Annotated in this window: 26 protein-coding genes; 14 read left to right on the forward strand and 12 right to left on the reverse strand. The window is 34.9% G+C overall.

The features are described from left to right. The first annotated feature begins 29 nt into the window (after positions 1–29). Positions 30–563, forward strand: coding sequence for a DUF3575 domain-containing protein (locus tag SIB89_RS10650; RefSeq protein ID WP_412559753.1), 534 nt, complete (start codon positions 30–32; stop codon positions 561–563). Positions 564–662: 99 nt separating this feature from the next. Here SIB89_RS10650 and SIB89_RS10655 read toward each other — a convergent pair whose 3' ends face one another. Together SIB89_RS10655 and SIB89_RS10660 are read right to left on the reverse strand one after the other, a co-directional pair. Further along, entirely contained in the window at positions 663–2,204 is a 1,542-nt protein-coding gene (locus SIB89_RS10655) for a glycine--tRNA ligase (RefSeq protein ID WP_155088097.1), read from the reverse strand. Positions 2,205–2,266: 62 nt separating this feature from the next. Then, the gene (locus SIB89_RS10660) at positions 2,267–3,154 is read right to left on the reverse strand and encodes a hypothetical protein (protein WP_412559754.1); all 888 of its coding nucleotides are present in this window, start codon (positions 3,152–3,154) and stop codon (positions 2,267–2,269) included. 78 nt (positions 3,155–3,232) lie between these two features. Here SIB89_RS10660 and SIB89_RS10665 point away from each other — a divergent pair, with 78 nt between their 5' ends. Together SIB89_RS10665 and SIB89_RS10670 are read left to right on the forward strand one after the other, a co-directional pair. Then, positions 3,233–3,898 (forward strand): ComF family protein, encoded by a 666-nt coding sequence (locus tag SIB89_RS10665; RefSeq protein ID WP_412559755.1) that lies wholly within the window; start codon positions 3,233–3,235, stop codon positions 3,896–3,898. Between the two features lie 64 nt (positions 3,899–3,962). Beyond that, positions 3,963–5,573 carry an Ig-like domain-containing protein gene (locus SIB89_RS10670; RefSeq protein WP_412559756.1) on the forward strand — a complete coding sequence of 537 codons (1,611 nt, stop codon included), beginning with the start codon at positions 3,963–3,965 and terminating at the stop codon, positions 5,571–5,573. Here the strand turns inward: SIB89_RS10670 and SIB89_RS10675 are convergent. The 4 genes from SIB89_RS10675 to SIB89_RS10690 form a co-directional block, all read right to left on the reverse strand. Beyond that, the gene (locus SIB89_RS10675; RefSeq protein ID WP_412559757.1) at positions 5,557–6,336 is read right to left on the reverse strand and encodes an amidohydrolase; all 780 of its coding nucleotides are present in this window, start codon (positions 6,334–6,336) and stop codon (positions 5,557–5,559) included. The two genes, SIB89_RS10670 and SIB89_RS10675, sit on opposite strands and share 17 nt — an antisense overlap. A gap of 2 nt (positions 6,337–6,338) precedes the next feature. Then, a complete protein-coding gene (locus SIB89_RS10680; RefSeq protein WP_412559758.1) occupies positions 6,339–6,827 on the reverse strand; it encodes a hypothetical protein in 489 nt (162 codons plus the stop codon). Positions 6,828–6,890: 63 nt separating this feature from the next. Next, positions 6,891–8,033, reverse strand: coding sequence for a methionine aminotransferase (locus tag SIB89_RS10685; protein WP_412559759.1), 1,143 nt, complete (start codon positions 8,031–8,033; stop codon positions 6,891–6,893). Between the two features lie 41 nt (positions 8,034–8,074). Further along, positions 8,075–8,551 carry a very short patch repair endonuclease gene (locus tag SIB89_RS10690; RefSeq protein ID WP_412559760.1) on the reverse strand — a complete coding sequence of 159 codons (477 nt, stop codon included), beginning with the start codon at positions 8,549–8,551 and terminating at the stop codon, positions 8,075–8,077. 26 nt (positions 8,552–8,577) lie between these two features. Between SIB89_RS10690 and SIB89_RS10695 the strand changes: the two genes are divergently transcribed. Beyond that, positions 8,578–9,354, forward strand: coding sequence for an Eco47II family restriction endonuclease (locus tag SIB89_RS10695; protein WP_412559761.1), 777 nt, complete (start codon positions 8,578–8,580; stop codon positions 9,352–9,354). Here the strand turns inward: SIB89_RS10695 and dcm are convergent. The 3 genes from dcm to ahcY all read right to left on the reverse strand — a co-directional run bounded on the left by dcm (position 9,343) and on the right by ahcY (position 12,608). Next, complete coding sequence (gene dcm, locus SIB89_RS10700; protein WP_412559762.1) at positions 9,343–10,623, reverse strand: DNA (cytosine-5-)-methyltransferase; 1,281 nt, start codon at positions 10,621–10,623, stop codon at positions 9,343–9,345. The genes SIB89_RS10695 and dcm overlap by 12 nt on opposite strands. A 101-nt stretch (positions 10,624–10,724) precedes the next feature. Beyond that, a complete protein-coding gene (locus tag SIB89_RS10705) occupies positions 10,725–11,195 on the reverse strand; it encodes a DUF1569 domain-containing protein (RefSeq protein WP_412559763.1) in 471 nt (156 codons plus the stop codon). A 96-nt stretch (positions 11,196–11,291) separates the two neighbouring features. Beyond that, positions 11,292–12,608 carry an adenosylhomocysteinase gene (gene ahcY, locus SIB89_RS10710; RefSeq protein ID WP_155088107.1) on the reverse strand — a complete coding sequence of 439 codons (1,317 nt, stop codon included), beginning with the start codon at positions 12,606–12,608 and terminating at the stop codon, positions 11,292–11,294. Positions 12,609–12,741: 133 nt separating this feature from the next. Here ahcY and SIB89_RS10715 point away from each other — a divergent pair, with 133 nt between their 5' ends. The 8 genes from SIB89_RS10715 to SIB89_RS10750 all read left to right on the forward strand — a co-directional run bounded on the left by SIB89_RS10715 (position 12,742) and on the right by SIB89_RS10750 (position 20,198). Beyond that, complete coding sequence (locus tag SIB89_RS10715; RefSeq protein WP_412559764.1) at positions 12,742–13,368, forward strand: 4'-phosphopantetheinyl transferase family protein; 627 nt, start codon at positions 12,742–12,744, stop codon at positions 13,366–13,368. Continuing rightward, positions 13,368–14,093: a geranylgeranylglyceryl/heptaprenylglyceryl phosphate synthase gene (locus tag SIB89_RS10720; RefSeq protein ID WP_412559765.1), complete on the forward strand. Its 726-nt coding sequence runs from the start codon at positions 13,368–13,370 to the stop codon at positions 14,091–14,093. Before SIB89_RS10715 ends, SIB89_RS10720 begins: the two co-directional genes overlap by 1 nt. Positions 14,094–14,171: 78 nt before the next feature. Further along, entirely contained in the window at positions 14,172–14,432 is a 261-nt protein-coding gene (locus SIB89_RS10725) for a hypothetical protein (protein WP_412559766.1), read from the forward strand. Beyond that, positions 14,416–15,048 carry a nicotinamide riboside transporter PnuC gene (gene pnuC / locus SIB89_RS10730; RefSeq protein ID WP_412559767.1) on the forward strand — a complete coding sequence of 211 codons (633 nt, stop codon included), beginning with the start codon at positions 14,416–14,418 and terminating at the stop codon, positions 15,046–15,048. The genes SIB89_RS10725 and pnuC overlap by 17 nt, the downstream gene beginning before the upstream one ends. Further along, positions 15,009–15,578, forward strand: a complete 570-nt coding sequence (locus tag SIB89_RS10735) for an AAA family ATPase (RefSeq protein WP_412559768.1) — start codon at positions 15,009–15,011, stop codon at positions 15,576–15,578. The genes pnuC and SIB89_RS10735 overlap by 40 nt, the downstream gene beginning before the upstream one ends. Then, positions 15,575–17,134 carry a DUF4301 family protein gene (locus tag SIB89_RS10740; protein ID WP_412559769.1) on the forward strand — a complete coding sequence of 520 codons (1,560 nt, stop codon included), beginning with the start codon at positions 15,575–15,577 and terminating at the stop codon, positions 17,132–17,134. The genes SIB89_RS10735 and SIB89_RS10740 overlap by 4 nt, the downstream gene beginning before the upstream one ends. Continuing rightward, positions 17,134–17,538, forward strand: coding sequence for an alternative ribosome rescue aminoacyl-tRNA hydrolase ArfB (gene arfB, locus SIB89_RS10745; protein WP_412559770.1), 405 nt, complete (start codon positions 17,134–17,136; stop codon positions 17,536–17,538). The genes SIB89_RS10740 and arfB overlap by 1 nt, the downstream gene beginning before the upstream one ends. Before the next feature lie 431 nt (positions 17,539–17,969). Continuing rightward, a complete protein-coding gene (locus SIB89_RS10750) occupies positions 17,970–20,198 on the forward strand; it encodes a TonB-dependent receptor (protein ID WP_412559771.1) in 2,229 nt (742 codons plus the stop codon). Here SIB89_RS10750 and SIB89_RS10755 read toward each other — a convergent pair. Next, positions 20,195–20,632: a hypothetical protein gene (locus SIB89_RS10755; protein WP_155088114.1), complete on the reverse strand. Its 438-nt coding sequence runs from the start codon at positions 20,630–20,632 to the stop codon at positions 20,195–20,197. The two genes, SIB89_RS10750 and SIB89_RS10755, sit on opposite strands and share 4 nt — an antisense overlap. A 167-nt stretch (positions 20,633–20,799) precedes the next feature. Here SIB89_RS10755 and greA point away from each other — a divergent pair, with 167 nt between their 5' ends. Together greA and SIB89_RS10765 are read left to right on the forward strand one after the other, a co-directional pair. After that, positions 20,800–21,273 (forward strand): transcription elongation factor GreA, encoded by a 474-nt coding sequence (gene greA / locus SIB89_RS10760; protein ID WP_155088115.1) that lies wholly within the window; start codon positions 20,800–20,802, stop codon positions 21,271–21,273. A gap of 82 nt (positions 21,274–21,355) precedes the next feature. After that, positions 21,356–21,745, forward strand: coding sequence for an HIT family protein (locus tag SIB89_RS10765; RefSeq protein ID WP_273292059.1), 390 nt, complete (start codon positions 21,356–21,358; stop codon positions 21,743–21,745). A 1-nt stretch (position 21,746) separates the two neighbouring features. Here the strand turns inward: SIB89_RS10765 and SIB89_RS10770 are convergent, their stop codons facing one another. Continuing rightward, positions 21,747–22,103, reverse strand: coding sequence for a hypothetical protein (locus SIB89_RS10770; protein ID WP_412559772.1), 357 nt, complete (start codon positions 22,101–22,103; stop codon positions 21,747–21,749). 8 nt (positions 22,104–22,111) lie between these two features. After that, entirely contained in the window at positions 22,112–23,275 is a 1,164-nt protein-coding gene (locus SIB89_RS10775; RefSeq protein WP_273292055.1) for a sensor histidine kinase, read from the reverse strand. Positions 23,276–23,324: the final 49 nt, after the last annotated feature.

Below are 23,324 nucleotides of genomic sequence, written 5' to 3' on the forward strand. Positions count from 1 at the left end.
TTCGATCTTAATTAACTAAATTAAACTTTATGAAAAAATCAATTTTAGCACTTTTATTGTTGATCTCTGTTTTTGCTATGAATGCACAAGATAAAGACGATACAAGCGATTCAAATATTAGTAAAAATGAAATTAAAACCAATGGGTTATACTTAGTCGTTGGAATTTTAGATTTTACTTACGAACGTCTTTTAAATGAAGAATCAGCCGTTGGATTGAATGTTGCTATTCCTTACGATAAAGAAATTAAAGAAAATCTTCAATATTATATTTCACCATATTATAGATTCTATTTTGGTAAAAAGTATGCCGCTGGATTTTTTCTCGAAGGCTTTGGAATGTTAAATTCAGCAGAACGGGAATTTGATTTCTTCGTTAATGATGAAGACAGAGAATATGTAACTGATTTTGCTTTAGGAATTGGTTTAGGTGGAAAGTGGATAACAAAAGGCGGTTTTATTGGAGAGGTGAATTTTGGAGTTGGTAGAAATTTATTTAAATCTGAAGAAACAACAATAGATTTCGTGAGTAAATTAGGCATTACATTAGGTTACCGATTCTAAATTCAGAAATAATATAAAAATAAAAAAAAACACCCAAGCTTTTTAGGTTTGGGTGTTTTTTTTTGAGGTACTGTGAAAATTATGAGCAACAATTCTTTATTACATCTTCATCAACCACTCCTTTACATCAACTTCTTTTTTAATGATGTCGCGTAATTCTTCAATCTTAACACGTTTTTGCTCCATGGTGTCTCTATGGCGTATGGTTACAGTGTTATCTTCAAGACTTTCTCCATCAACCGTAATACAGAACGGAGTACCTGCTGCATCTTGTCTTCTATAGCGTCTTCCGACAGCATCCTTTTCGTCGTAATCCACATTGAAATCCCACTTAAGATCATCAACGATATCTTTTGCCATTTTTGTTAGGGCTTCATCTTTTCTAACCAATGGTAAGACAGCTGCTTTTGTTGGCGCCAAAACTGCTGGTAATTTTAAAACGGTTCTTTCGCTACCATCTTCTAAAGTTTCATCTTGTAAACTATTAGAGAATACGGCTAAGAACATACGGTCTAAACCAATAGAGGTTTCCAAGACATAAGGTGTATAACTTGCGTTTTCCTCATGGTCAAAATATTGTAATTTTTTGCCTGAGTATTCTTCATGTTGTTTTAAATCGAAATCTGTACGAGAGTGGATACCTTCCAATTCCTTAAATCCAAATGGAAAATTGAATTCAATGTCAGTAGCAGCATCTGCGTAATGCGCCAGTTTCTCATGATCGTGGAAACGGTAGTTCTCCTCACCCAATCCTAATGATTTATGCCATTTTAAACGTGTATCTTTCCAATAATCAAACCAGTCACTTTGTGTACCTGGTTTAATGAAAAATTGCATTTCCATTTGTTCAAATTCCCGCATTCTAAAAATGAATTGTCTCGCAACAATTTCATTTCTAAAGGCTTTACCTGTTTGGGCAATACCAAATGGAATTTTCATACGTCCTGTTTTCTGAACGTTCAAAAAGTTGACAAAAATACCTTGTGCTGTTTCTGGTCTTAGGTATAAATCCATTGCAGTATCGGCAGAAGCACCTAATTTGGTGCCAAACATTAAGTTAAACTGCTTAACGTCTGTCCAGTTGCGGCTACCGGTCATCGGATCGGCAATTTCAAGCTCTTCAATCAAAGCTTTTACGTCTGCTAAATCTTCTTTTTCCAAAGATTGTCCAAGACGTTTTAGAATGGTATCTATCTTTTCTTGATAGCCTAAAACGCGTCCGTTGGTAGTAACAAATTCATCTTTGTTAAAGGCATCTCCAAAACGTTTTTCGGCTTTTTTAATTTCCTTATTGATTTTTGCTTCAATCTTTGCACAATAATCTTCCACTAAAACATCGGCTCTGTAACGCTTTTTAGAGTCTTTATTATCAATTAAAGGATCGTTAAAGGCATCAACGTGCCCAGAGGCTTTCCAAGTGGTTGGATGCATAAAAATTGCGGCATCTATACCTACAATATTATCGTGCATTTGTACCATAGCTTTCCACCAGTAGTCACGAATATTTTTCTTTAACTCAGCACCGTTTTGTGCATAGTCATATACTGCACTTAGTCCGTCGTAGATTTCACTACTCTGAAATACGTAACCATACTCCTTTGCATGAGAGATTACTTTTTTGAATTTGTCGTCGTTTGCCATGTTGCAAAAATAAAAAACCGCTCAAATTAACAGAGCGGTTTTAGGAAAATTATGTAGTTAGTTTATTTTAATTCTATGCTGGTACTTCCGAGCTTTGTATTATTATGAAAAACATTAATAAAATAAGTGCCTTTTTTTAGTGGCCTATCTTCTTTATAAGTCGCTACTGTAGTACAAATATCAAGGTTCTTATTGTCAAAGTTAAGAACATATTTTTGGCTGTATATTAGGGAACTACTGCCAAAATAAACTTCACCTTTATCTGATATAACGTTATTGTCTGGGCTTACAATTTGGATGTAAAACTCTTTCTTGCCTTTTTCTGTAAGAGGATTTTCAACTAAGCCTATACAAACATCAATAGCATTGGCACGCCTAGCTCTGGTAGTTGATTTTTTCTTGTTGTTGTTTATCTTAAAGGCTTCAGCATTAACACTGCTTGCTCTTAAAATAGAAGCTACATCAATGGTTTTATTAAGGGAATCATTTTTCTCCTCCAATTCATTGATTTCAAAACTCTTCCTCTCTATAGTGTTTAGGGCATAGCGCTTTTCTTTCTGCAACCTTATATTTGCCGAATTAAGAGAGTCTACCGTAGCGAGAAGTACCTTGCTCTTGGTTTTTAAAACCGAAAGTTGGTCTTTGAATTTAGTGATTATTGATAAGTCACTTTTTAATAACCTTAAAGAATCTAAAGCTGATTTAGTTTCTAGTTTTGCCTCTTGGAGCTGTGAGGCCATAAGATCATAATCTTGGCTCAGTTCGTCATAACTTTCTAGCATTTCTGACAGCTCTTTTTCTATCAAAAACTTTTCTTGTTTTAGAAACTCTTCGTAGGATTTAATGGATTTATAATTTGTAAAACTATAGACTCCTAAAACGGTTAAAACGACCAATAAAGAACTTATAATTAATCTGTAGTTAAATAGTTGAGGGTTAACTATCATCATTAATTTTGTTAGTTGACGCGAATTTAGATTATATTGGAGAGCAATTTTATTTTATTCGATTAAGTGGTAAAAAATTTGTTGAACTTGTTCTTTCCTCTAGTCTGTAATGCTTGTAGTAATGTTTTAGCAGATAATGAGCAGATTATCTGCATTAATTGTAGACATCAGCTACCAGTAACTAACTTTCATTTTGATGATTCTGAAGTCGTCAAAAAGATTGTTTACGGACGTGTAAAACTTGAAAAAGCAACAGCACTTTTACATTTTTCCAAAAAAGGAAAAGTGCAGCAATTGCTTCACAATTTAAAGTATAGAGGACATAAAGGTATAGGTGGCTTTTTTGGTAAATGGCTTGGTAAAGAGCTAAGTACAATTGACGCTTACAAACAAGTAGATGTGGTTGTACCAGTACCTTTGTACAAAACCAAATTACGAAAGCGAGGCTACAACCAAGTGGAGCAGTTTGGGAAAGAAATTGCTAAATCACTCAATGCAGATTATAACGATAAAGTACTTATAAAAACCAAAGCCACTAAAACCAAAGTGTTTGAAGGGAGATTATCGCGTTGGAATGATGATGGAGCCGTATTTGCCATTTCAGAAAACAGATCTTTAGAAGGAAAGCATATCTTATTGGTAGATGATATTATTACTACAGGTGCCACGGTTGAAGCTTGTGCTACAGAGTTGTTGAAAATTGATAATATTAAGTTAAGTCTGGCCACGATGGCAATTGCAGATTGATTTATGCGTTTGTTTTGAGTATCCTTTTTTAAATTGTTTCTTTGTGCAAAATTATTCCGATTAAATGCGTTCATATCTTAACCGAATTTTAGGCATTATTTCAATTGCAATAACTCTAGTTAGTTGCGCTAATCGTGGTTCGCCAACTGGTGGTGAAAAAGACGAAGAACCTCCAGTGATTATTGAGGAGATTCCTCCAAATTTCTCTACTAATTTTAAGGGTGACGAAATCAGAATATATTTTGATGAGTATGTGAAAATTAAAGACATTAGAACTCAGCTCATTATTTCTCCACCAATGGATCTTGACCCTGAAATTGTGCCAATGTCAAGCGCGAGTAGGTACATTTCAATAAAGATAAAAGACACTCTGCAAGAAAACACGACTTACGCCTTTAATTTTGGCGAAAGTATTGTGGATAATAACGAAAGCAATCCTTACCCTTACTATCGTTATGTCTTTTCAACGGGTGACACCATCGACTCACTTTCGGTTAGAGGTTATGTTGAAGATGCTATTCTCGAAGAGCCAGACACCTTTATTTCCGTGATGCTCTACGAAGTGGACTCTACATATACAGACTCTATTGTTTACAAGAAAAAGCCAAGGTACATTACCAATACTCTAGATAGCTTAACGACCTTCAGCATTGATAATATAAAAGCCGGAACGTATAAACTAATTGCCTTAAAGGATAAAAACGGAAATTATAAGTTTGATCAGAAGAATGATAAAATAGCATTTCACGAGGATTTCATTTCCGTACCATCAGCTTCAGAATACAAATTGACCTTGTTTAAAGAGGAGGTGAATTTTAAAGCTGTTAAACCAAAGCAAGAAGGTCAGTCTATGATCGTGTTTCCGTATGAAGGAAATTACGAAGACATGCGAATAAAAGTTCTGGGAGATAAACCTGAAGATTACCAAACACGTATCATTAAAGACGCAACAAAGGATACGCTTTACTATTGGTATAAGCCAAATTTTGAAGTTGACACCACTTTATTTGTGGTAACTAACGAAAAATATGTGGACACTTTTAAACATCGATTTAGAAAACTAGAAGCCGATTCGCTAGAAATAAAAACGGTAACATCTGGTACGCTGAATTTTGAAAATGAATTCACCGTAGAAGCTAATATACCATTGACAAAGATTGATACATCAAAAGTTAAGTTGATTAATCGCGATTCTACTGAAATAGATTATCAGGTAGAGTATGATTCCATATTAAACCGCTATAAATTTCCTGTGGAAAAGGAAGAAGGGCAGAAATACTTTTTTGAGATGTTGCCTGGTAGCTTTACGGATTTTTATGAAGGCACCAATAAAGATACTCTGAATTACACCTTTAGAACTAAGATGAAATCTGAATATGGTAATATTAGAGTCAACCTTAGAAATGCCAAATTCCCGTTGATCGTACAATTGGTAAATCAGAATGGAGTAGTGTTATATGAGCGTTATACCACAGAGTCGCCAGTGGTTGATTTTACCAATATATCACCTAGGCAATATAGTCTGCGCGTAATTTACGATGCCAATGCCAATGGTAAATATGATACTGGAAATTATCTCTTGGGCATTCAGCCAGAACGTGTGAGTTATTCTCCGCCAATAGAAGAAGTAAGGGCAAGTTTCGATTTTATTATCGACTTTACGCTTTTAGATTAAAGACATCTCTATCTTTTAAGAAACCAAGCTTTTCGCGGCATTTTGTAATGTGCTCTTTTTCTAAAGTAACCATTTCAATAGCTTCTTTATTTTCAGGAATAGAATCCATGCGATGACCTAACACATCATAAGCAGCAGAGTGCCCAGAATACTCATAATTATTACCATCTAAGCCAACACGGTTCACTCCAATACAATAAGCCATATTTTCTATAGCACGAGCTATTAAAAGTACATCCCAAGCATTTGTACGTATTTTGGGCCAATTAGCGACATAAAGCAAAAGGTCGTAATCTTCGGTATTTCTTGCCCAAACAGGGAAACGTAAATCGTAACACACCAACGGGCAAATTTTCCAGCCCTTATAATCTAATGTCACTTTTTCAGTTCCAGCGGTATAGACTTTATGCTCGCCAGCCAAAGTAAAGGTGTGCTTTTTATCGTAGTGTGTAATTGTACCTGAAGGTTCTACAAAAACCAATCGATTATAATAGTTGTTTTTTTCAGTGATAACTAAACTTCCTACAATAGCAGTTTGTTTTTTATCGGCCAATTGTTTTAACCAATTGATAGTGTTACCATCCATGGTTTCTGCAACTGAGGAAGCATTCATGGTAAAGCCAGAAGTAAACATTTCTGGTAAGATAATAAGGTCAGCGCCTTCTATAGTGTTGACCTTTTTTTCTAAGTTAATTCTATTGGCTTCTGGATTTTCCCAGACTAAACTGGTTTGGATAAGTGCAACGTTTAGGGAATTGCTCATGGTTATAGCTTTTTCTTGGCCTTCTCTGCTTTTTCGGTAAGTTTTTCTATTTTTTCTAGCCACTTACCTTCATCAACAGGAGATAGTTTGCCTCTCTTTTTTAACTTTTCGTATTTCTTTTGTGCCTTTTCTAAGTTGTTTTGCGCTCTCTCAAAATTCTTCTGAAGTTTCTCTCTTTTCTTCAATTCCTTTTCAGCCTTCTTTTGGGCTTTTTCTGCTTTTTTTTGAGCTTTTTCTGCCTTTTTGTTCTCTTTTTCGAGTTTTTTGGCTGCTTTTTCCGCTTTTTCCTTCACTTTCATTTCTTCGGAAATTGTAGTAGCTTCTTTTAAAATAGCTTGTCTGTCTTCGAGATTTAAAGTTTCTGTAACATCTTCACCGTTTAAAAAGATTTTTTCCTTTTTTACTTCATAAGTCTTTCCATCTTTTTCCACCTTTTGGGCAAATGACGAGAAAGAAATCGTAAACAATAATAGTATAATGTAATATTTCATGTTCTTTATATTTATGTTCACTAATGTGACACAGAAATTTACAAAAAGTAACTTAGAGGACTATTAAATTTTACATAAAATTTCAGAGGCTTTCACCAAAGTCTCATCGGTCTTTGCAAAGCAGAAACGCAATACCTTGTCGTCTTTACCTTCTTCATTAAAAACCGAAAGCGGAATGGAAGCAATTTTAAATGCCTTGGTTAAGCGTTTGGCAAAATCCACATCGTGTTCATCAGTAATTTCAGAATAATCTAAAACCTGAAAATAAGTGCCTTGCGAAGGTTGAAACTTAAATCGAGATTCTGAAATGAGATTTAAAAATAAATCACGCTTCTGTTGAAAGAAATCATTCAATCCTAAATATGTTTCAGTATCTTGCATATAGTCAGCAATGCCTTTCTGCGCAGGATGATTAACGGAAAAGACGTTAAACTGATGCACTTTTCTAAATTCTGTCATTAATGTTTCGGGCGCACAGCAATAGCCAATCTTCCAACCTGTGTTATGAAAGGTCTTACCAAAAGATGCAGTGATAAAACTGCGCTGTTTTAAATTATCAAATAAACATACACTTTGATGTTGTTCGCCGTCAAAAATAATGTGCTCGTAAACTTCATCACTTAGTACGATGATGTTGGTGTCTTTCGTCAATTTTTGAAGTTGAAGCATATCATCTTTAGCCCAAATCGTACCACTCGGGTTATGAGGAGTATTAATGACGATCATTTTAGTTTTTGATGTTATTTTTGAAGCAACTTCCTCCCAATTGACTTTATAGTTTGGTGCAGAAAGCTGAATAGAGATTGTTTTACCACCATTGACCTCTATTGCTGGTTGGTAACAATCGTAGGCAGGTTTAAAAATGATGACTTCGTCACCATGTCTCACAAATGCTGAAATAATAGTATAAATCGCTTGCGTGGCACCTGCGGTTACTGTGATTTCCTTTTCAGGATGGTATGTCGATTTATAGAGCAATTGGTATTTGTTTGAAATTGCCAATCGTAAATCGAGATTACCAGCCATCGGAGCATATTGGTTGTAACCATTGTTCATGGCATTGCTGACCAAATTATTCAATTTTTTTGAACTAGGATAATTAGGAAAGCCTTGCGATAGATTTATGGCATTATGCTCTTTTGCCAAAGCACTCATTACAGTAAAAATGGTAGTGCCTACATTGGGTAATTTAGATTGATGTTGCATAGTTTGAAAGATACTAAAACCATAAACCTTTTAAAACTTATTTAAGGTTTGTTTAATCCAGCAGTATGTAAATACATCATCACATCATTAATGCATGTTTTAAGATTGTCTTTTATTTCATGGGTCCAAAATCTAAAAACAGTAAAACCTAGTTCTCTTAATTGCTGGTTCACTTCTCGATCACGTTGCATATTGCGCTCTATCTTCGGAATCCAAAACCCACGGTTGCTTTTTAGTTGGTCCTTTCGCTCATCCCAATTGTAGCCATGCCAAAATTCACCATCTATAAAAATGGCTAATTTGTATTTTTTGATGCTTACATCTGGTCGTCCTGGTAGTTGTTTGCTGTCCACACGATAACGAACACCTTTTCGCCAAAGTGCCTTACGGAACAACAATTCTGGTTTGGTATTCTTACCACGTATTTTGCTCATTATTTTAGAGCGTTTCTTTGTGGTATAGAAACCAGATTCTTCGTTGAATCTTGGGACTTTTATTTTTTTATCTTCGTAAGACATAAATTACTTTCAATTTAAGAGAAATAATGAGTCAATCAAAACACACATATTTGGATTTCATTTCTGACGAACATTTATTAAAATGCATTTCCAACTTATACAATGCCTATTTAGTAGCTAAAAAAGAATTTACGAAAAGAAAATTTTATAATAATAAAGTGGACACATTTAAGTTGACTTTCGATTCCAAATTCAACGATATTTCTGAAGAGGATCTCATAAAATTGGAAATGGCTAGACAGATTGATAAATCCGTGAATAACGCTATAGGCACTTTTCATGAAGAAATTTTAGGAGGTGTTCAAGGTTATTCGAGTGGGAAACTGAGCGGTTATGACATAAAAGCTGATGATGATTCAATTTTTGCTGAGGTTAAAAATAAGCATAACACTATGAACAGTAGTTCTGCTGAAAGTGCTTTTCAAAAACTGGCAAGATTTGCCGATGACAATAAACAAGCAACTTGCTATTTAGTACAGATTTTAGCTAAAAAGAGCTTTGTGAAAAAATGGGAATCAATTATTAATGGTAAAGAGTATAGCCATAGTAGAGTTTATATGATTTCTGGCGACAAGTTTTATGGATTGTTAACAGGAGATGCGAATGCTTTTTTTAAGTTGTACAAATCTTTACCAACAGCAATCGAAGATTTTTTGAACTCTATTGATAGTAATAAAACAAAAGAAGGTACTATTTTAAGCGATATTTCTGAAAGTGCTAAAAAAGCAAAAAGAAATATTCTTGATGAAATTACATTTGAAAACTTCTATTACTACGAAGGTTTTGATAGCTTAAACAGCTAATGATTGGACCGTCTGTTTGTTTGCCTCTTCTTCTTCTTCTTCTTCGTAAACCTTATTCAAAAAAGAAATAATAGAATAGCCTATTTCCTTAGCCAAGTTAACAGGAACGGCGTTTCCTATCTGCTTGTATTGCTGCGAAACAGAACCTTCAAATTTCCATTCGTCTGGAAAAGTTTGAATTCTAGCATATTCCCTAACAGTAAATGGTCTGGTTTCATCAGGGTGACAACGCTCCGTTTGTTTTTGGGCAGGACTGCATGTTAAAGTAAGGCAAGGTTCGTCCCAACCTATTCTTCGCGCCATACCTGTTTTTCCTCCTCCTAAATAAAAACTCTTCTGCATATATTCTTTTTGAATATTTAATGGCAAATCTCTCCAGTACCCTTTTGGTGGTACTAAATCTAAAACCTTTTTCTTATGTTCTGGATATTTTGCACCATCGGATTTTGGCACTTTTTTATCAAAAAGTTTTCCCTTTTTTAGTGCGTCTTTTAATGTGTATATTTCTGAAAATGGCTTTGGATAAGAATAATTTACTTCAATATCCTTTCTAATTGCTACTAGAATAAGTCGCTCTCTTTTTTGAGGGACGTTGTAGTGTATGGCTTTTAGAACTTTAACCGGAGTAACGACATTGTATCCTATTTCATCTAATATGGACATCATGCCTTCAAGTGTTTTTCCATTGTCGTGACTCAATAACCCACGAACATTTTCTCCGATACAAATTTTTGGTTGCGTTTCTTGTACTGCTCTGGCAAATTCATAAAACAGCGTTCCTCGAGCGTCTTCAAGACCTAATTTTTTACCCGCATAACTAAATGCCTGACACGGAAAACCACCAGTGACAACATCAACTTCATTCTTAAATCCTGTGAAATCGATATTTTTGATATCCTCTTCAATGACATTCCAATTCGGTCTATTTGTTCTTAAAGTTTTACAAGCCCATTTGTCAATTTCATTTAAGGCTTTACATTTTATCCCAGCTTTTTCTAAACCTATGGCGAGACCTCCAGCACCTGCAAAAAGCTCTAAAACATGATAATCCTTTTTGGGTTCAACAACATTGTCTTTGTCTTCTTCGTTAAAATAGGATTTAAATTCAGGGAACATCTCAAGTTGCTCCTTTTTATAAACCCTATAGTTGCTCATAGGCTCTCTTACAGCTTTTAATTTGTCCTCATTATCCCACCGCCTGAGGGTTTCAGGGTTTCTTCCTAAAATTTCTGCTGCTTCAGAAACAGAATAATATTCTTTTATAACCATATTATACAACCTTATATATGGTTACGAAAATAATATATTGTTCAGAATAAAAAAATAAAATGTCATGAAATAAAAGTTTAGTTATTCACAATCATTTTTTATTAACGTTCATTCAAAATATCCCTAATAATTTTTAAATGATGATTGGTGTGCAACATCAAAAAACGATTGACTCTTTTAGTATTAATATGTCCAAACAAGGGATGCTTAAAATAAGCATTGTTGTCTAATTTTTTAATGACATCAATATTGGTTTTTGTTGTTTCCAATTGAGCTAACAAATCCTCTTTTGTAATATGATCTGGTGGTAAAACGTATTTTGGTGCTTTTGCTTTTCCTCTTGGAAAGAACCCGAGGGTAAAAAACACTTTCCCCAAAAAGCTAAAATTATTTTTATACTCTGCTGGGTTAGATTTTTCTAAAGTGTCAATAACGCTGTTTATCACTTTTAAGCTATGATCCAAATGCCAGCCAATGGATGATTTTGAAACTTTAGGATTAATGTATTCGTGTTTTGGAATATGACTTTCAATTTGAGAGATGTAGTTGCTTAGGGTTTTGGTTGATGGCATAGTTGGAATGTTTTTTGTTAAGGTAAATAAAAAAATCCCAAACTCTAAAGTTTGGGATTTTTCGATTATGAGATTCCTGCTTTCGCAGGAATGACATTAATATCTGTAATGCTCAGGCTTATAAGGGCCTTCAACATTAACACCAATATATTTTGCTTGGTCTTCTTTTAATTCCGTAAGCTCAACACCAATTTTTTCTAAGTGTAACTTTGCAACTTTTTCATCTAAGTGCTTAGGTAACATGTACACGTCGTTCTTGTAGGCTTCAGAATTATTCCAAAGTTCAATTTGAGCCAAGGTTTGGTTGGTAAATGAATTACTCATTACAAAACTTGGGTGGCCAGTTGCGCAACCAAGATTTACCAAACGACCTTCAGCCAATACAATGATATCCTTACCATCAATGGTGTATTTATCAACTTGTGGCTTAATAGTGTTTTTGGTATCACCATAGTTGTCGTTTAACCAAGCCATCTGGATTTCATTATCAAAATGCCCAATGTTACACACTATGGTTTTGTCTTTCATCGCCTTAAAGTGCTCAGCGCGTACAATGTCTTTATTTCCTGTTGTTGTGATTACGATATCAGAGTTACCTACAACCGTTTCCAGTTTCTTTACTTCAAAACCGTCCATGGCTGCTTGTAACGCACAGATTGGGTCAATTTCAGTAATGGTAACAATACTACCAGCACCTTTAAAAGAAGCGGCTGTTCCTTTACCAACATCACCATAACCACAAACGGTTACACGCTTACCAGCTAACATAAGGTCAGTTGCTCTACGAATCGCATCTACTGCAGATTCTTTACAACCATATTTATTATCAAATTTCGACTTAGTCACTGAATCATTAACGTTAATTGCTGGCATAGGTAAAGTTCCATTCTTTACACGCTCATACAATCTGTGAACTCCAGTTGTAGTTTCCTCAGAAAGGCCTTTGATTCCAGAAGCCAATTCAGGATACTTGTCTAAAACCATATTGGTTAAATCACCACCATCGTCCAATATCATGTTCAACGGTTGTCTGTCTTCACCAAAAAATAAAGTTTGTTCAATACACCAATCAAACTCTTCTTCCGTCATATCTTTCCAAGCGTAAACGGCAGTTCCTGCAGCGGCTACTGCAGCAGCAGCTTGATCTTGAGTTGAAAAAATATTACAAGAACTCCAAGTGACTTCAGCACCTAAAGCCTGTAAGGTTTCGATTAAAACTGCAGTTTGTATGGTCATGTGCAAACACCCTGCAATACGAGCACCTTTTAAAGGTTGTTCGTTTTTGTATTCTTCTCGAAGACTCATTAAACCTGGCATTTCTGCTTCTGCTAATTCAATTTCTTTTCTTCCCCAAGCCGCGAGCGACATGTCTTTTACCTTGTTAGGCACGTAAGCAACTGTTTTTGTACTCATATTATTTTTTGTCTAATTTTTAAAATTGTTCCTGCCTTTGGGTTTCACATTGAAATGGTTAAATTCGCTTACCAAAAAATGCCAAATCTGCCTTAGGCAGTGCAAAGATAATCAATAGCTTTCAGAATATTAAATGCCACTGTATAAATCCATTAGCGTAAACTCACAAACTACTGTTAAAATCTGGAAGATTGAAGAGTCTTACCACGATTTAATGAAGCCCTTGGATCTAAAACCAAACAGCCTAGAACGTGTTTTAGGTATGAAAAGCGAACTGCACCAACGTGGTTTTTTAAGTGTTAGGCATTTGCTGCGGGAATTCGGTTATACGGACCAGGATTTGTATTATGATGAAAACGGTAAGCCACATCTTAAAGATGGTAAGCACATTTCCATTACGCATTCATTTACATTTTCTGGAGTGATTATTAGTGATAAAGAAGTTGGAATTGACATAGAAAAACAACGTGATAAAATCAGTATTATAGCCCATAAATTTGTGGATTATGAATTCGATTATTTGAATAAGAATTCTGAAGACTACATTAGAAGATTAACGGTTATTTGGTGTGTAAAAGAATCACTTTATAAACTCTTTGCTACACCAGGAATGGTTTTTAAAGACCATTTTTTAGTCATTCCGTTTATGTTGAAAGATGGAGAAACAGTAGCATGGATTGATTATGAAGATAAAAAATACAGGTATAATACAGCCTTTTTAGAGTTTGAAGGGTTTACTTGTGCTTATGTGGTTCCTTAATGCAAAGTCTCTATAAAAATATCGTTGCATCTTTAAATGACGGAAAGAAAAACTTAGCCGTTCTCATTGACCCAGATAAAATGAGTATTGAGCATGTTGAAGGTTTCATCCATAAGGTAAACACATCTATGGCAACACACATTTTTGTTGGTGGAAGTGAAGTAGGTGAAGGTGTGACAGAGGTATTGGTTAAAGAAATCAAAAAGCACACAAAACTACCTGTGATTTTATTTCCTGGTGATGTTATTCAAATTACGGATAAAGCTGATGGCATTTTATTTCTGTCATTAATTTCTGGTAGAAATCCAGAGTATTTAATAGGAAAACACGTCGAAGCTGTTTCAAGATTAAAGCAAACAGGTTTAGAGGTAATTCCGTGTGGCTATATTTTAATTGAAAACGGAAAAGAAACGTCAGTAGAACGCGTAAGCCAGACCAAACCATTGCAACGAAATGATATTCAAAATATAGTGGATACCGCCAAAGCAGGAGAATTATTAGGCATGAAACTCATTTACCTCGAAGCTGGCAGTGGAGCAACACATGCTATTGAACCAGAAATCATTTCAAAAGTAAAGCGAGAACTAAATATCCCATTGATTGTTGGTGGTGGAATTAGGTCTAAGACAGAATTAGAATCGGCTTACAAGGCAGGAGCAGATGTAGTAGTAATAGGGACTGCTTTTGAAGAAGATGAAGCATTTTTTGACAATTTGCAAAAGTAAATTGTCATTCTGAATGTAGTTCAGCATCACATAAATAAGAATATTAATAAAAAGATTACCGCTTTTGCGGCAAGTACCATGAAAATATCAATAGAACTAACACTAACACCACTAAAGGACGATTACGAATCGCATATCATCGACTTTATAAAAGCACTGAGAGCTTCAGAATTCAAGGTTTTAGAAAATCCATTGAGCACACAGATTTATGGTGATTATGATACGCTAATGCCTTTTTTAACTCGAGAAATAAAGAAGTCATTTTTAGAAATTGAAATTGCCGTATTGAACATGAAAATCGTAAAAACCGACCGAAGCGATTATGAACCAGATTTTTGATTTTTTTTTCGCTCAATATGCCGAATACCAGACCACAGATATAGCTTTAGAAATTATAGCTGTTGTATTTGGATTCCTATCCGTTTGGTTTTCTAAGCAAAATAAGATTTGGGTGTTCCCAACAGGTATGTTAAGTACCATAATTTTTGTGTATCTGCTTTTTAAATGGGAATTGTTGGGCGATATGATGATCAACGGTTATTATTTTATTATGAGCGTTTACGGTTGGTATATATGGACTCGAAAAGTAGATGAAACCCATGTCACACCTATATCTACGACGACTGTAATAGAAAAAAAGCTAAGTCTAGGCATTTTTATTGCAACGCTGTTATTTGTTTTTGCCGTCTATAAAACATTTGACAAATGGAATGGTTGGGTGGCCTATATCGATACCATAACAACAGCAACATTTTTTGTTGGCATGTGGCTTATGGCGAGACGAAAAATAGAAAATTGGATATTCTGGATTATTGGAGATGTCATATCTGTACCTTTGTATTTTTATAAAGGATTTACATTTACAAGTTTTCAATATTTAGGATTTACTGTAATTGCAATATTTGGTTATTTAGCATGGAAGAAGCACTTAAACAACAACCTAGTAACTGTATAAAAGTCGTTTTGTTTGGACCTGAATCCACAGGAAAAACGACATTATCGCGTCAGTTGGCCAGACATTACAATTCGGTTTGGGTGCCAGAATATGCGCGAGAGTATCTTCAAGACAAATGGAATAACGAACGCAAAACCTGTGAGCCCAAAGATTTGCTTCCAATAGCAATAGGCCAAATGAAACTCGAAAATGAACTGGCTCAAAAAACGGATTCGGTTTTAGTTTGTGATACCGATTTACTCGAAACCAAAGTGTACAGTGAAGCCTATTACTCAGGTACATGTGACCCGATTTTAGAAACATATGCTCTAAAAAATTCGTACGCCCTTTATTTTTTAACTTATATTGACACACCTTGGGAAGCAGACGATTTAAGAGACAGACCCAATGAAAGAGAACGTATGTTCAAAGCTTTTGAGTCCGCTCTAAAAACGTATAATAGACCTTACGTTTTGTTAAAAGGAACTAAAGAGGAACGACTTAAATTAGCTGTTAAGCATATAGATAACCTACTACAGAATAAAAAATGAGCTTTACAGAAAAAGATATAAAACAAATTGAAGCTAAAGGATTAACAGTGAAGCAAGTTGAATCCCAGATTGAACTTTTTAAAACCGAAATTCCTTTTGCAAATATTGCTAAAGCCGCAACCATAGATAACGGTATTATTGGCTTGTCCGAGAATAGCATTGAGGACAATGTGGCAAGATTTGATGCACAAAAGGATAGCTTAGATCTTGTGAAATTTGTGCCAGCTTCAGGTGCAGCCACACGGATGTTCAAATTTTTGTATAAATTTTTAAAGGAATACAACCCGGAAGAACAATCCATTAATTCTTACATCAACAAAAGTAAGCTGAAAGAAATGTCATTGTTTATGGTTGGGTTAGAAAAGTTCCCATTTTATGCTCAAGTTATAGAGCGATTGGAATCAAAAGGAGTGGATTTTGAAAACCTATCAGATAGTAAAAAAACCTGGCATTTTGTTCATGCCATGCTCGATGAGAAGCAGTTAAATTTTGGAAATCAACCAAAAGGATTATTGCCATTTCACAAATATCGTAGTAGTCACATTTCTACAGCATTTGAAGAACACTTGTATGAAGCGGCACTTTATGCTTCAACAGACAATACAGCTGAGCTACACTTTACCATTTCAGAACGTTACAAGGATAAGTTTGATAAGGAATTTAAGCGTATCGAGGAATACGTGGAAAATAGCACTGGAGTTTCTTTCAATATTTCATTTTCTTATCAACACGAATCAACGGACACCATTGCGGTGACTTTAGATAATGAACCGTTTAGAGAAGATGATGATAGTCTGTTATTTAGACCCTCTGGTCATGGGGCTTTATTAAGGAATCTTAATGCCATTGAAGCAGATATTATCTTTATTAAGAATATTGATAATGTAGTAGTAAAGGATTACAAACATGAAGTAGCAAAATACAAAAAAGTACTTGCGGGAATTCTATTAAAACTACAATCCAAAACATTTGAGTATTTGCAATTGTTAGATAAGCAAACAATTTCGGGTGGTGATTTTGCCGAAATTGAGGAATTTCTTTCACAAGACATGATGATTAAAATCTCTAGTGAATACCAAAAATATCAGGATGAATATAAGATAGAGTATTTACGGGAAAAGCTCAACAGACCTATCCGAATTTGCGGTATGGTAAAAAATGAGGGAGAACCAGGTGGAGGTCCATTTTGGGTAAGAGATATGTATGGTAACCTATCCTTACAGATTGTGGAGTCGGCACAGATTAATTTAAAGAATAAATCACAGAAAGATATTTTAACCAATGCCACACATTTTAATCCAGTGGATTTGGTTTGTGGAGTTAAGAACTATAAAGGCGAAAAATTTAATCTCGAAAACTTCGTCGATCATAATGCGGCTTTTATAACTATGAAAACCAAAGTTGGCAAGGACCTAAAAGCACTGGAGCTGCCTGGATTGTGGAATGGTAGTATGGCATTCTGGAACACTATTTTTGTTGAGGTACCTATCATTTCATTCAATCCAGTGAAAACCGTAAATGATTTGCTAAAAGCACCACATCAAATAAAGTCGTAGTGGATGCAGAAGCTTTAAAATCTGAATTAACGTATAAAGCCGTCAGAAGCTCAGGAAGCGGTGGGCAAAACGTCAACAAAGTAGCATCTAAAGTTGTACTGTATTTTGACTTAGAAGCATCTTCGGTCTTCAACGAAGAAGAAAAAGAACTTTTAAGAGCATTTTTCAGTAACCGATTAAATAAAAAGGGAGTACTCATCTTAAGCTCTGATGAGAGTCGAAGCCAGTTTAGAAATAAAGCTTTAGTAACCCAACGTTTTTTAGAACTAGTTGAGGAAGGTCTAAAAGAAGATAAAGAAAGAAAACCAACCAAAATCCCAAAAGCTGTAAAACGAAAACGTTTAGAAAACAAACGTAAGAATTCCGAAAAGAAAGCAAATCGTAAACCGCCAAAAATTGATTAAAATAATTAGTCAATAATCATTTGCAAATTATCATTTGTTACTATCTTTGCAGCGTTCTCAAAAAAGGGGTGCTTGATTGATTGACGAATGACGATTTGAGATTGACGATTGATGAATTACAAGATTCTAAAATCTAAAATCTAAAATCTAAAATCGTAAATCCATTTGGCTGAGATCATACCCATTGAACCTAGAACAGGTAATGCTGTTTAGGAAGCGAGTGTTAAAAAAATGTCCATTGGACATTTTTAGCGAGTGCGATTAGGTCATCAATGTTGGTTTTACTTCTGAATCAGATATGACCTAGAATTATTCATATAAGGTTCAAAATAAAACTGACATACCTTATTAAACTAGTAAAACGCTCAATAAAATCAATATTAACCAAGAATAATGACCTCTTTTTATTCGATTATAAACTTATAGTCGTGATGAAAAATTTATTCACAAATTTGTTATTCCTGCGAAGGCAGGAATCCACATTCCACATTTTTATTTTATTATTTTTAATGAGCCTTTGTTCAGCTTACGGACAAGAAAAACAACAAGACACCACAAAAGTTGAAAAACTAGACGAAGTTCTTGTAAAAGCCGTTCGTGTAACGGAAAAAGCACCAATTACACATTCTAATGTCACCAAAAAGGAAATCGCAAAGCGTAATCTAGGGCAAGATATTCCGGTTTTGTTAAACTTTTTACCTTCAGTAGTTACAACAACAGATGCTGGTGCAGGTATTGGTTATACAGGTATTAGAGTGAGAGGTGTGAGCCCGCAATCAACCAATGTTACCATAAATGGGATTCCGTATAACGATGCCGAATCTTTGGGTACGTTTTGGGTGAATCTGGGTGACTTTGCATCTTCGGTTGAAAGTTTACAGTTGCAACGTGGTGTTGGGACATCAACTAACGGATCAGGAGCATTTGGTGCGAGTATCAATGTATTGACTGACGCTGTTTCTAAAGAAGCTTCAGGTGAAATTTCTAATTCCTTCGGAAGTTATAATACCAGAAAGCATACCGTAAAGTTTAGTACGGGATTACTTAATGACCACATTGAGATAGCTGGTCGATTATCTAATATTTCATCAGACGGTTATATCGATAGAGCTTCAGCAGATTTAAAATCATATTTCTTGCAAGCGTCATACATTGATACTAATACCTTAATTAAAGCTATTGCTTTTGGTGGTAATGAAGTCACCTACCAAGCTTGGTATGGTATTGATGCAGAGACTTTAGCTAATGACCGAACTTTCAATTTTGCCGGAATCTATACAGATGATGATGGAAACACACAGTTCTACGATAATGAGGTAGATAATTACAGCCAAGACCATTACCAATTACACTGGAATCAGAAATACAACAACAATTGGTCAACAACCTTGGGCTTAAATTACACCTATGGTCGTGGCTATTTTGAGCAGTTTAGAGAGGACGATGATTTTTCAACTTATGGTTTTGAAGAATTGACTGTTGATGGAGAGACGGTTAATACTACAGATTTAATTCGTCGTCGTTGGTTAGATAATGACTTTTATGTTATTAATGCAAGTGCCAACTATAAAAATGATAAACTCGATATGATCTTCGGTGGATCATTCAGTCATTACGATGGCGACCATTTTGGCGAAGTGATTTGGGCAGAGTTTGCAAGCCAAAGTGAAATACGAGATCGTTATTACGATGGTAATAGCCTAAAGAATGATTTGTCGGTTTTTACAAAAGCCAATTACCAGTTTAACGAAAATGTGAGTTTGTACGGAGATTTACAGGTTAGGAATGTAACGTATAAAACCTTCGGAAATACATCTGATTTAGTAGATTTTGAAGTAGATAAAGATTTTACGTTTTTCAATCCAAAGGCTGGTATTACTTACGACTTAAATACGTCTAATAGCCTCTATTTTTCTTATGCCAGAGCAAATAGAGAACCCAACAGAACGGATTTTGAAAGCAATCCCAATATAAAACCTGAACAACTCAATGACTTTGAGCTCGGTTGGAGACACAAAAAAGGCAACTTTACGTTTAATGCCAACGCCTATTATATGCTGTATAACCAACAGTTGGTACTTTCAGGGCGGTTAGATGATGTTGGTAACCCAATTAGAACCAATAGTGGTGAAAGCTATCGCCTGGGATTAGAGTTAGAGGCAATTATTCCTGTAACACCTAAGCTAACGTTACAACCAAACATGACGATTAGCTCTAATAAAACTAAAGAAACCATTGTGTCCTTAAATGGAGAACTACAGAATTTAGGAAAGACAGATATTTCATTCTCGCCAGATATAGTTGCAGCGAATGCTATAGTATTTCGACCTATAGACAACCTTCAAATGTCATTATTGAGTAAGTATGTGGGAGAGCAGTTTATGGGAAATACAGAAAATCCTGATTCAAAATTAGATAGTTTCTTTGTGAATGACTTTAACATCAACTACACACTTAAAACAAATTCAATTTTTGAATCTATTGTGTTTACCGGTTTGGTAAATAATATTTTTAACGAAAAGTATGTGTCAAACGGTTACTTTGGTTCTTTTGATTTTGAAGATCCTAGTAGCCCGACAGGTATTTCAACTGGTTTTTTCTCTGGATTTTACCCACAGGCCACAACCAATTTTTTAATGGGAGTAACATTGAATTTTTAGTTAGAAACTACATAGGTATTATTACCAACATCATCAACCCTGTATGGCACTAACGTACAGGGTTGTGTATTTCCCTCAAGACCTAAACCAGTTGCTAAACTATATTGATTCTCATCATCACAACCACAAACCACAATATCACCAACCCCAGAATCTGTAAGTGTTGAACATGCGGCAGGAGCATGACTTGGGTCAGCTGCTTCCCAAGCATAAAGTGTAGATGAGTTTAAGCGCCAAAGCCATATACCATTGTTGCCTTGTCCGGAAACGTAAACACCATTACCAGGAAACTGTAATTGATTAAACTGTGGTAAATTAGTATTAACAGTGAGGTTAACTCCAGCATCAAATAAGAAGTTACAATTGCTTCTTGCGCTGTCATCGCTATTGCATGTAAATAAGAGTATAGAAAGGATAATAAGTAGTTTTTTCATTACAAAATTTTGTGGCTCAATTTACGATTATTTCAGCTATACCGTAAATATTTTATATATTTGCATAGTAATCTCGTTGGCGCGGGATTTTTTCGTTAGTCCCGAACTTGTTTCGGGATCTTTTTTAGATATAGCGCAAGAGATTACAATAGTTAAACGAATGAATTATGAGTAAAGTATCTTATTACACAGCTGAAGGACTAAAAAAATTAAGAGAAGAACTAAATCATCTTAAAGATGTAGAACGTCCTAAAGCATCACAGGCGATTGCCGAGGCAAGAGATAAAGGCGATTTGAGTGAAAATGCAGAATACGATGCTGCCAAAGAAGCACAGGGGATGTTAGAAATGAAAATTTCTAAGATGGAAGAAACTCTGGCAAATGCTCGTGTTATTGACGAATCTCAGTTAGACACTTCTAAGGTGTTAGCGCTTTCAAAAGTTAAGATAAAGAACCAAACCAATGGTATGGAAATGACTTATACTTTAGTTGCAGAAAGCGAAGCGGATTTAGCTGCAGGTAAGATTTCGGTAAATTCGCCAATTGGTAAAGGTTTATTGGGTAAATCTGTTGGTGACACCGCAGAAATACAAGTGCCTAACGGAATTATGAAATTTGATATTTTAGAAATTTCGAGATAAACTAAAGAGAATTTAAATGCTTATAGTAAAAAGATTCCTTTCTCAAGGAATCTTTTTATCTTTATAAGATATTCTTCAACCTATGGCTACACTTTTCACAAAAATCATAAATGGCGAAATTCCATCTTACAAAGTAGCAGAGACACAAGATTTCTATGCTTTTTTAGATATAAATCCAAATTCAAAAGGTCATACACTTTGTATTCCAAAAAAAGAGATCGACAAAATTTTTGATTTAGATGAAGAGACTTACACTGGTTTAATGCAATTTTCGAGACGAGTGGCTATAGCTATTGAAAAAGCTATACCATGTCAACGTGTAGGTATGTCGGTTATTGGGTTAGAGGTTCCGCATGTACATGTCCACTTAATTCCACTACATACCATGGAAAATGCACGCTTTACACATAAGGAAAAATTAACTTCGGAAGAGTTTGAAACTATAGCCAATAAAATAGCTTCCTTCTTGTAATTTAAAAAGAAATTACATCAGTCATCACCAATACAATCAGTGCTAAAATAAGTATATCCAATAAGATAATAACCCAAGCTAAAGGCTTTAGTTTTATTGATTTTGATTTGGGCTGCACTGCACGTTGTTGATATTCAACAACACGTTCTATATCATCTGTCCATCGCACAGGAAAAATTGCCGTATTGCAATTATTACAGTGCATTTCGTGTGAAGTTTCAGCAGTTATAGCTTTGTAAAACGCATTTTCTTTAAACTTTTGCTTAAAAGTAATTTCTAAGCCATCATTAGAATAACACTCTGGACAATTGTTATTGAGTCTAGCCTCTTTTAGCGTAAAGAATTTTGTCGTAGCCATACCTAAAGTTAAGACAATAATTTTAAACTAATCTGAATGGTGGTGCCTTTACCAATTTCAGAATGAAGAACTTTTATCTTTCCGTTATGATAATCTTCAACAATCCTTTTGGCTAACGATAGCCCAAGTCCCCAACCACGTTTTTTTGTAGTATAACCAGGCTCAAAAATTTTAGTAAACTGATGTTTGGCAATACCTTTTCCTGTATCGGAAATATCAATTAAAACGTTTTTATCAGTTTGTGAAATTTTCAGCTTTAAATCCCCTTTGCCCTTCATAGCATCAATGGCATTTTTCACCAAATTCTCTATAGTCCAACTGTAGAGTTGTGGATTTACGTTCACGATAATTTCATTATCTGGGCTCTCAATATAAAAGTTAATGAGTTTTGAAGATCTTGATTTTAAATAATCATACGAAGATTCTGTGAGCTTAACAATATCCAACCTTTCTAAAGTAGGAGCGGAACCGATCTTGCTAAAACGCTCTGTAATGGTCTGTAAGCGATCGATGTCTTTTTCTATTTCCGAAATATACTCTGCTTTTACATTTTCTGTTTTCAAAATTTCTGTCCAACCCACAAGCGATGACAATGGAGTTCCTATTTGATGTGCCGTTTCCTTGGCCATTCCTGTCCACAATTTATTCTGCTCCGCGTTTTTAGAACTTCGATAAAAGAAATAGACCACAGCAGCAAAAAGAAGTATAATGAGCAATAAAGCCAGTGGATAGTATTTCAATTTGTTAAGTAGTGGTGAATTGCCATAATATATGGTTTGAAACACTTTGTTATTAACAATAACTTTAATAGGTTCATTCTCGCTTGTGAATTTATTAACCAAGTTTTGTATTTGAAGAGAATCTTGAAGTTTTTCCTCATCAATATTAATAGAGGTACTTACTTTACCTTCTTCGTCTAAGACCAACATTGGTGTGCTGGTTGTGGTCTCGGTGAGGACGTGGGAAGTGACTTCATTTACATCTTCAGTGAGGTCATCAATATTTTTCAATAAGTCAATTTGGGCAACCGACCAGGTTTTTATTTTTATTCGCTCTTCGGCCTTAAATTTTTGAAAAAAGGAATAGGTATTCCAGAGAATAAGGGAAATAATGATAAACGAAGACAATATAATAATCCAGCGAGCTACATTTCTTTCTAAGCTTAGGTTCATTGGCTAGTGCAATTTCTTTTTAATATAATGTAAAACTGTTGATAATATT

It is taken from the genome of Winogradskyella sp. MIT101101, from assembly GCF_047126865.1.
Taxonomy (GTDB): Bacteria; Bacteroidota; Bacteroidia; order Flavobacteriales; family Flavobacteriaceae; genus Winogradskyella; species Winogradskyella ouciana.

Coding starts and splice junctions, on each gene's coding strand:
- SIB89_RS10650 (WP_412559753.1), top strand. CDS start 30: ATGAAAAAATCAATTTTAGCACTTTTATTGTTGATCTCTGTTTTTGCT.
- SIB89_RS10655 (WP_155088097.1), bottom strand. CDS start 2,204: ATGGCAAACGACGACAAATTCAAAAAAGTAATCTCTCATGCAAAGGAG.
- SIB89_RS10660 (WP_412559754.1), bottom strand. CDS start 3,154: ATGATGATAGTTAACCCTCAACTATTTAACTACAGATTAATTATAAGT.
- SIB89_RS10670 (WP_412559756.1), top strand. CDS start 3,963: ATGCGTTCATATCTTAACCGAATTTTAGGCATTATTTCAATTGCAATA.
- SIB89_RS10675 (WP_412559757.1), bottom strand. CDS start 6,336: ATGAGCAATTCCCTAAACGTTGCACTTATCCAAACCAGTTTAGTCTGG.
- SIB89_RS10680 (WP_412559758.1), bottom strand. CDS start 6,827: ATGAAATATTACATTATACTATTATTGTTTACGATTTCTTTCTCGTCA.
- SIB89_RS10685 (WP_412559759.1), bottom strand. CDS start 8,033: ATGCAACATCAATCTAAATTACCCAATGTAGGCACTACCATTTTTACT.
- SIB89_RS10690 (WP_412559760.1), bottom strand. CDS start 8,551: ATGTCTTACGAAGATAAAAAAATAAAAGTCCCAAGATTCAACGAAGAA.
- SIB89_RS10695 (WP_412559761.1), top strand. CDS start 8,578: ATGAGTCAATCAAAACACACATATTTGGATTTCATTTCTGACGAACAT.
- dcm (WP_412559762.1), bottom strand. CDS start 10,623: ATGGTTATAAAAGAATATTATTCTGTTTCTGAAGCAGCAGAAATTTTA.
- SIB89_RS10705 (WP_412559763.1), bottom strand. CDS start 11,195: ATGCCATCAACCAAAACCCTAAGCAACTACATCTCTCAAATTGAAAGT.
- ahcY (WP_155088107.1), bottom strand. CDS start 12,608: ATGAGTACAAAAACAGTTGCTTACGTGCCTAACAAGGTAAAAGACATG.
- SIB89_RS10715 (WP_412559764.1), top strand. CDS start 12,742: ATGCCACTGTATAAATCCATTAGCGTAAACTCACAAACTACTGTTAAA.
- SIB89_RS10720 (WP_412559765.1), top strand. CDS start 13,368: ATGCAAAGTCTCTATAAAAATATCGTTGCATCTTTAAATGACGGAAAG.
- SIB89_RS10725 (WP_412559766.1), top strand. CDS start 14,172: ATGAAAATATCAATAGAACTAACACTAACACCACTAAAGGACGATTAC.
- pnuC (WP_412559767.1), top strand. CDS start 14,416: ATGAACCAGATTTTTGATTTTTTTTTCGCTCAATATGCCGAATACCAG.
- SIB89_RS10735 (WP_412559768.1), top strand. CDS start 15,009: ATGGAAGAAGCACTTAAACAACAACCTAGTAACTGTATAAAAGTCGTT.
- SIB89_RS10740 (WP_412559769.1), top strand. CDS start 15,575: ATGAGCTTTACAGAAAAAGATATAAAACAAATTGAAGCTAAAGGATTA.
- SIB89_RS10750 (WP_412559771.1), top strand. CDS start 17,970: ATGAAAAATTTATTCACAAATTTGTTATTCCTGCGAAGGCAGGAATCC.
- SIB89_RS10755 (WP_155088114.1), bottom strand. CDS start 20,632: ATGAAAAAACTACTTATTATCCTTTCTATACTCTTATTTACATGCAAT.
- greA (WP_155088115.1), top strand. CDS start 20,800: ATGAGTAAAGTATCTTATTACACAGCTGAAGGACTAAAAAAATTAAGA.
- SIB89_RS10765 (WP_273292059.1), top strand. CDS start 21,356: ATGGCTACACTTTTCACAAAAATCATAAATGGCGAAATTCCATCTTAC.
- SIB89_RS10770 (WP_412559772.1), bottom strand. CDS start 22,103: ATGGCTACGACAAAATTCTTTACGCTAAAAGAGGCTAGACTCAATAAC.
- SIB89_RS10775 (WP_273292055.1), bottom strand. CDS start 23,275: ATGAACCTAAGCTTAGAAAGAAATGTAGCTCGCTGGATTATTATATTG.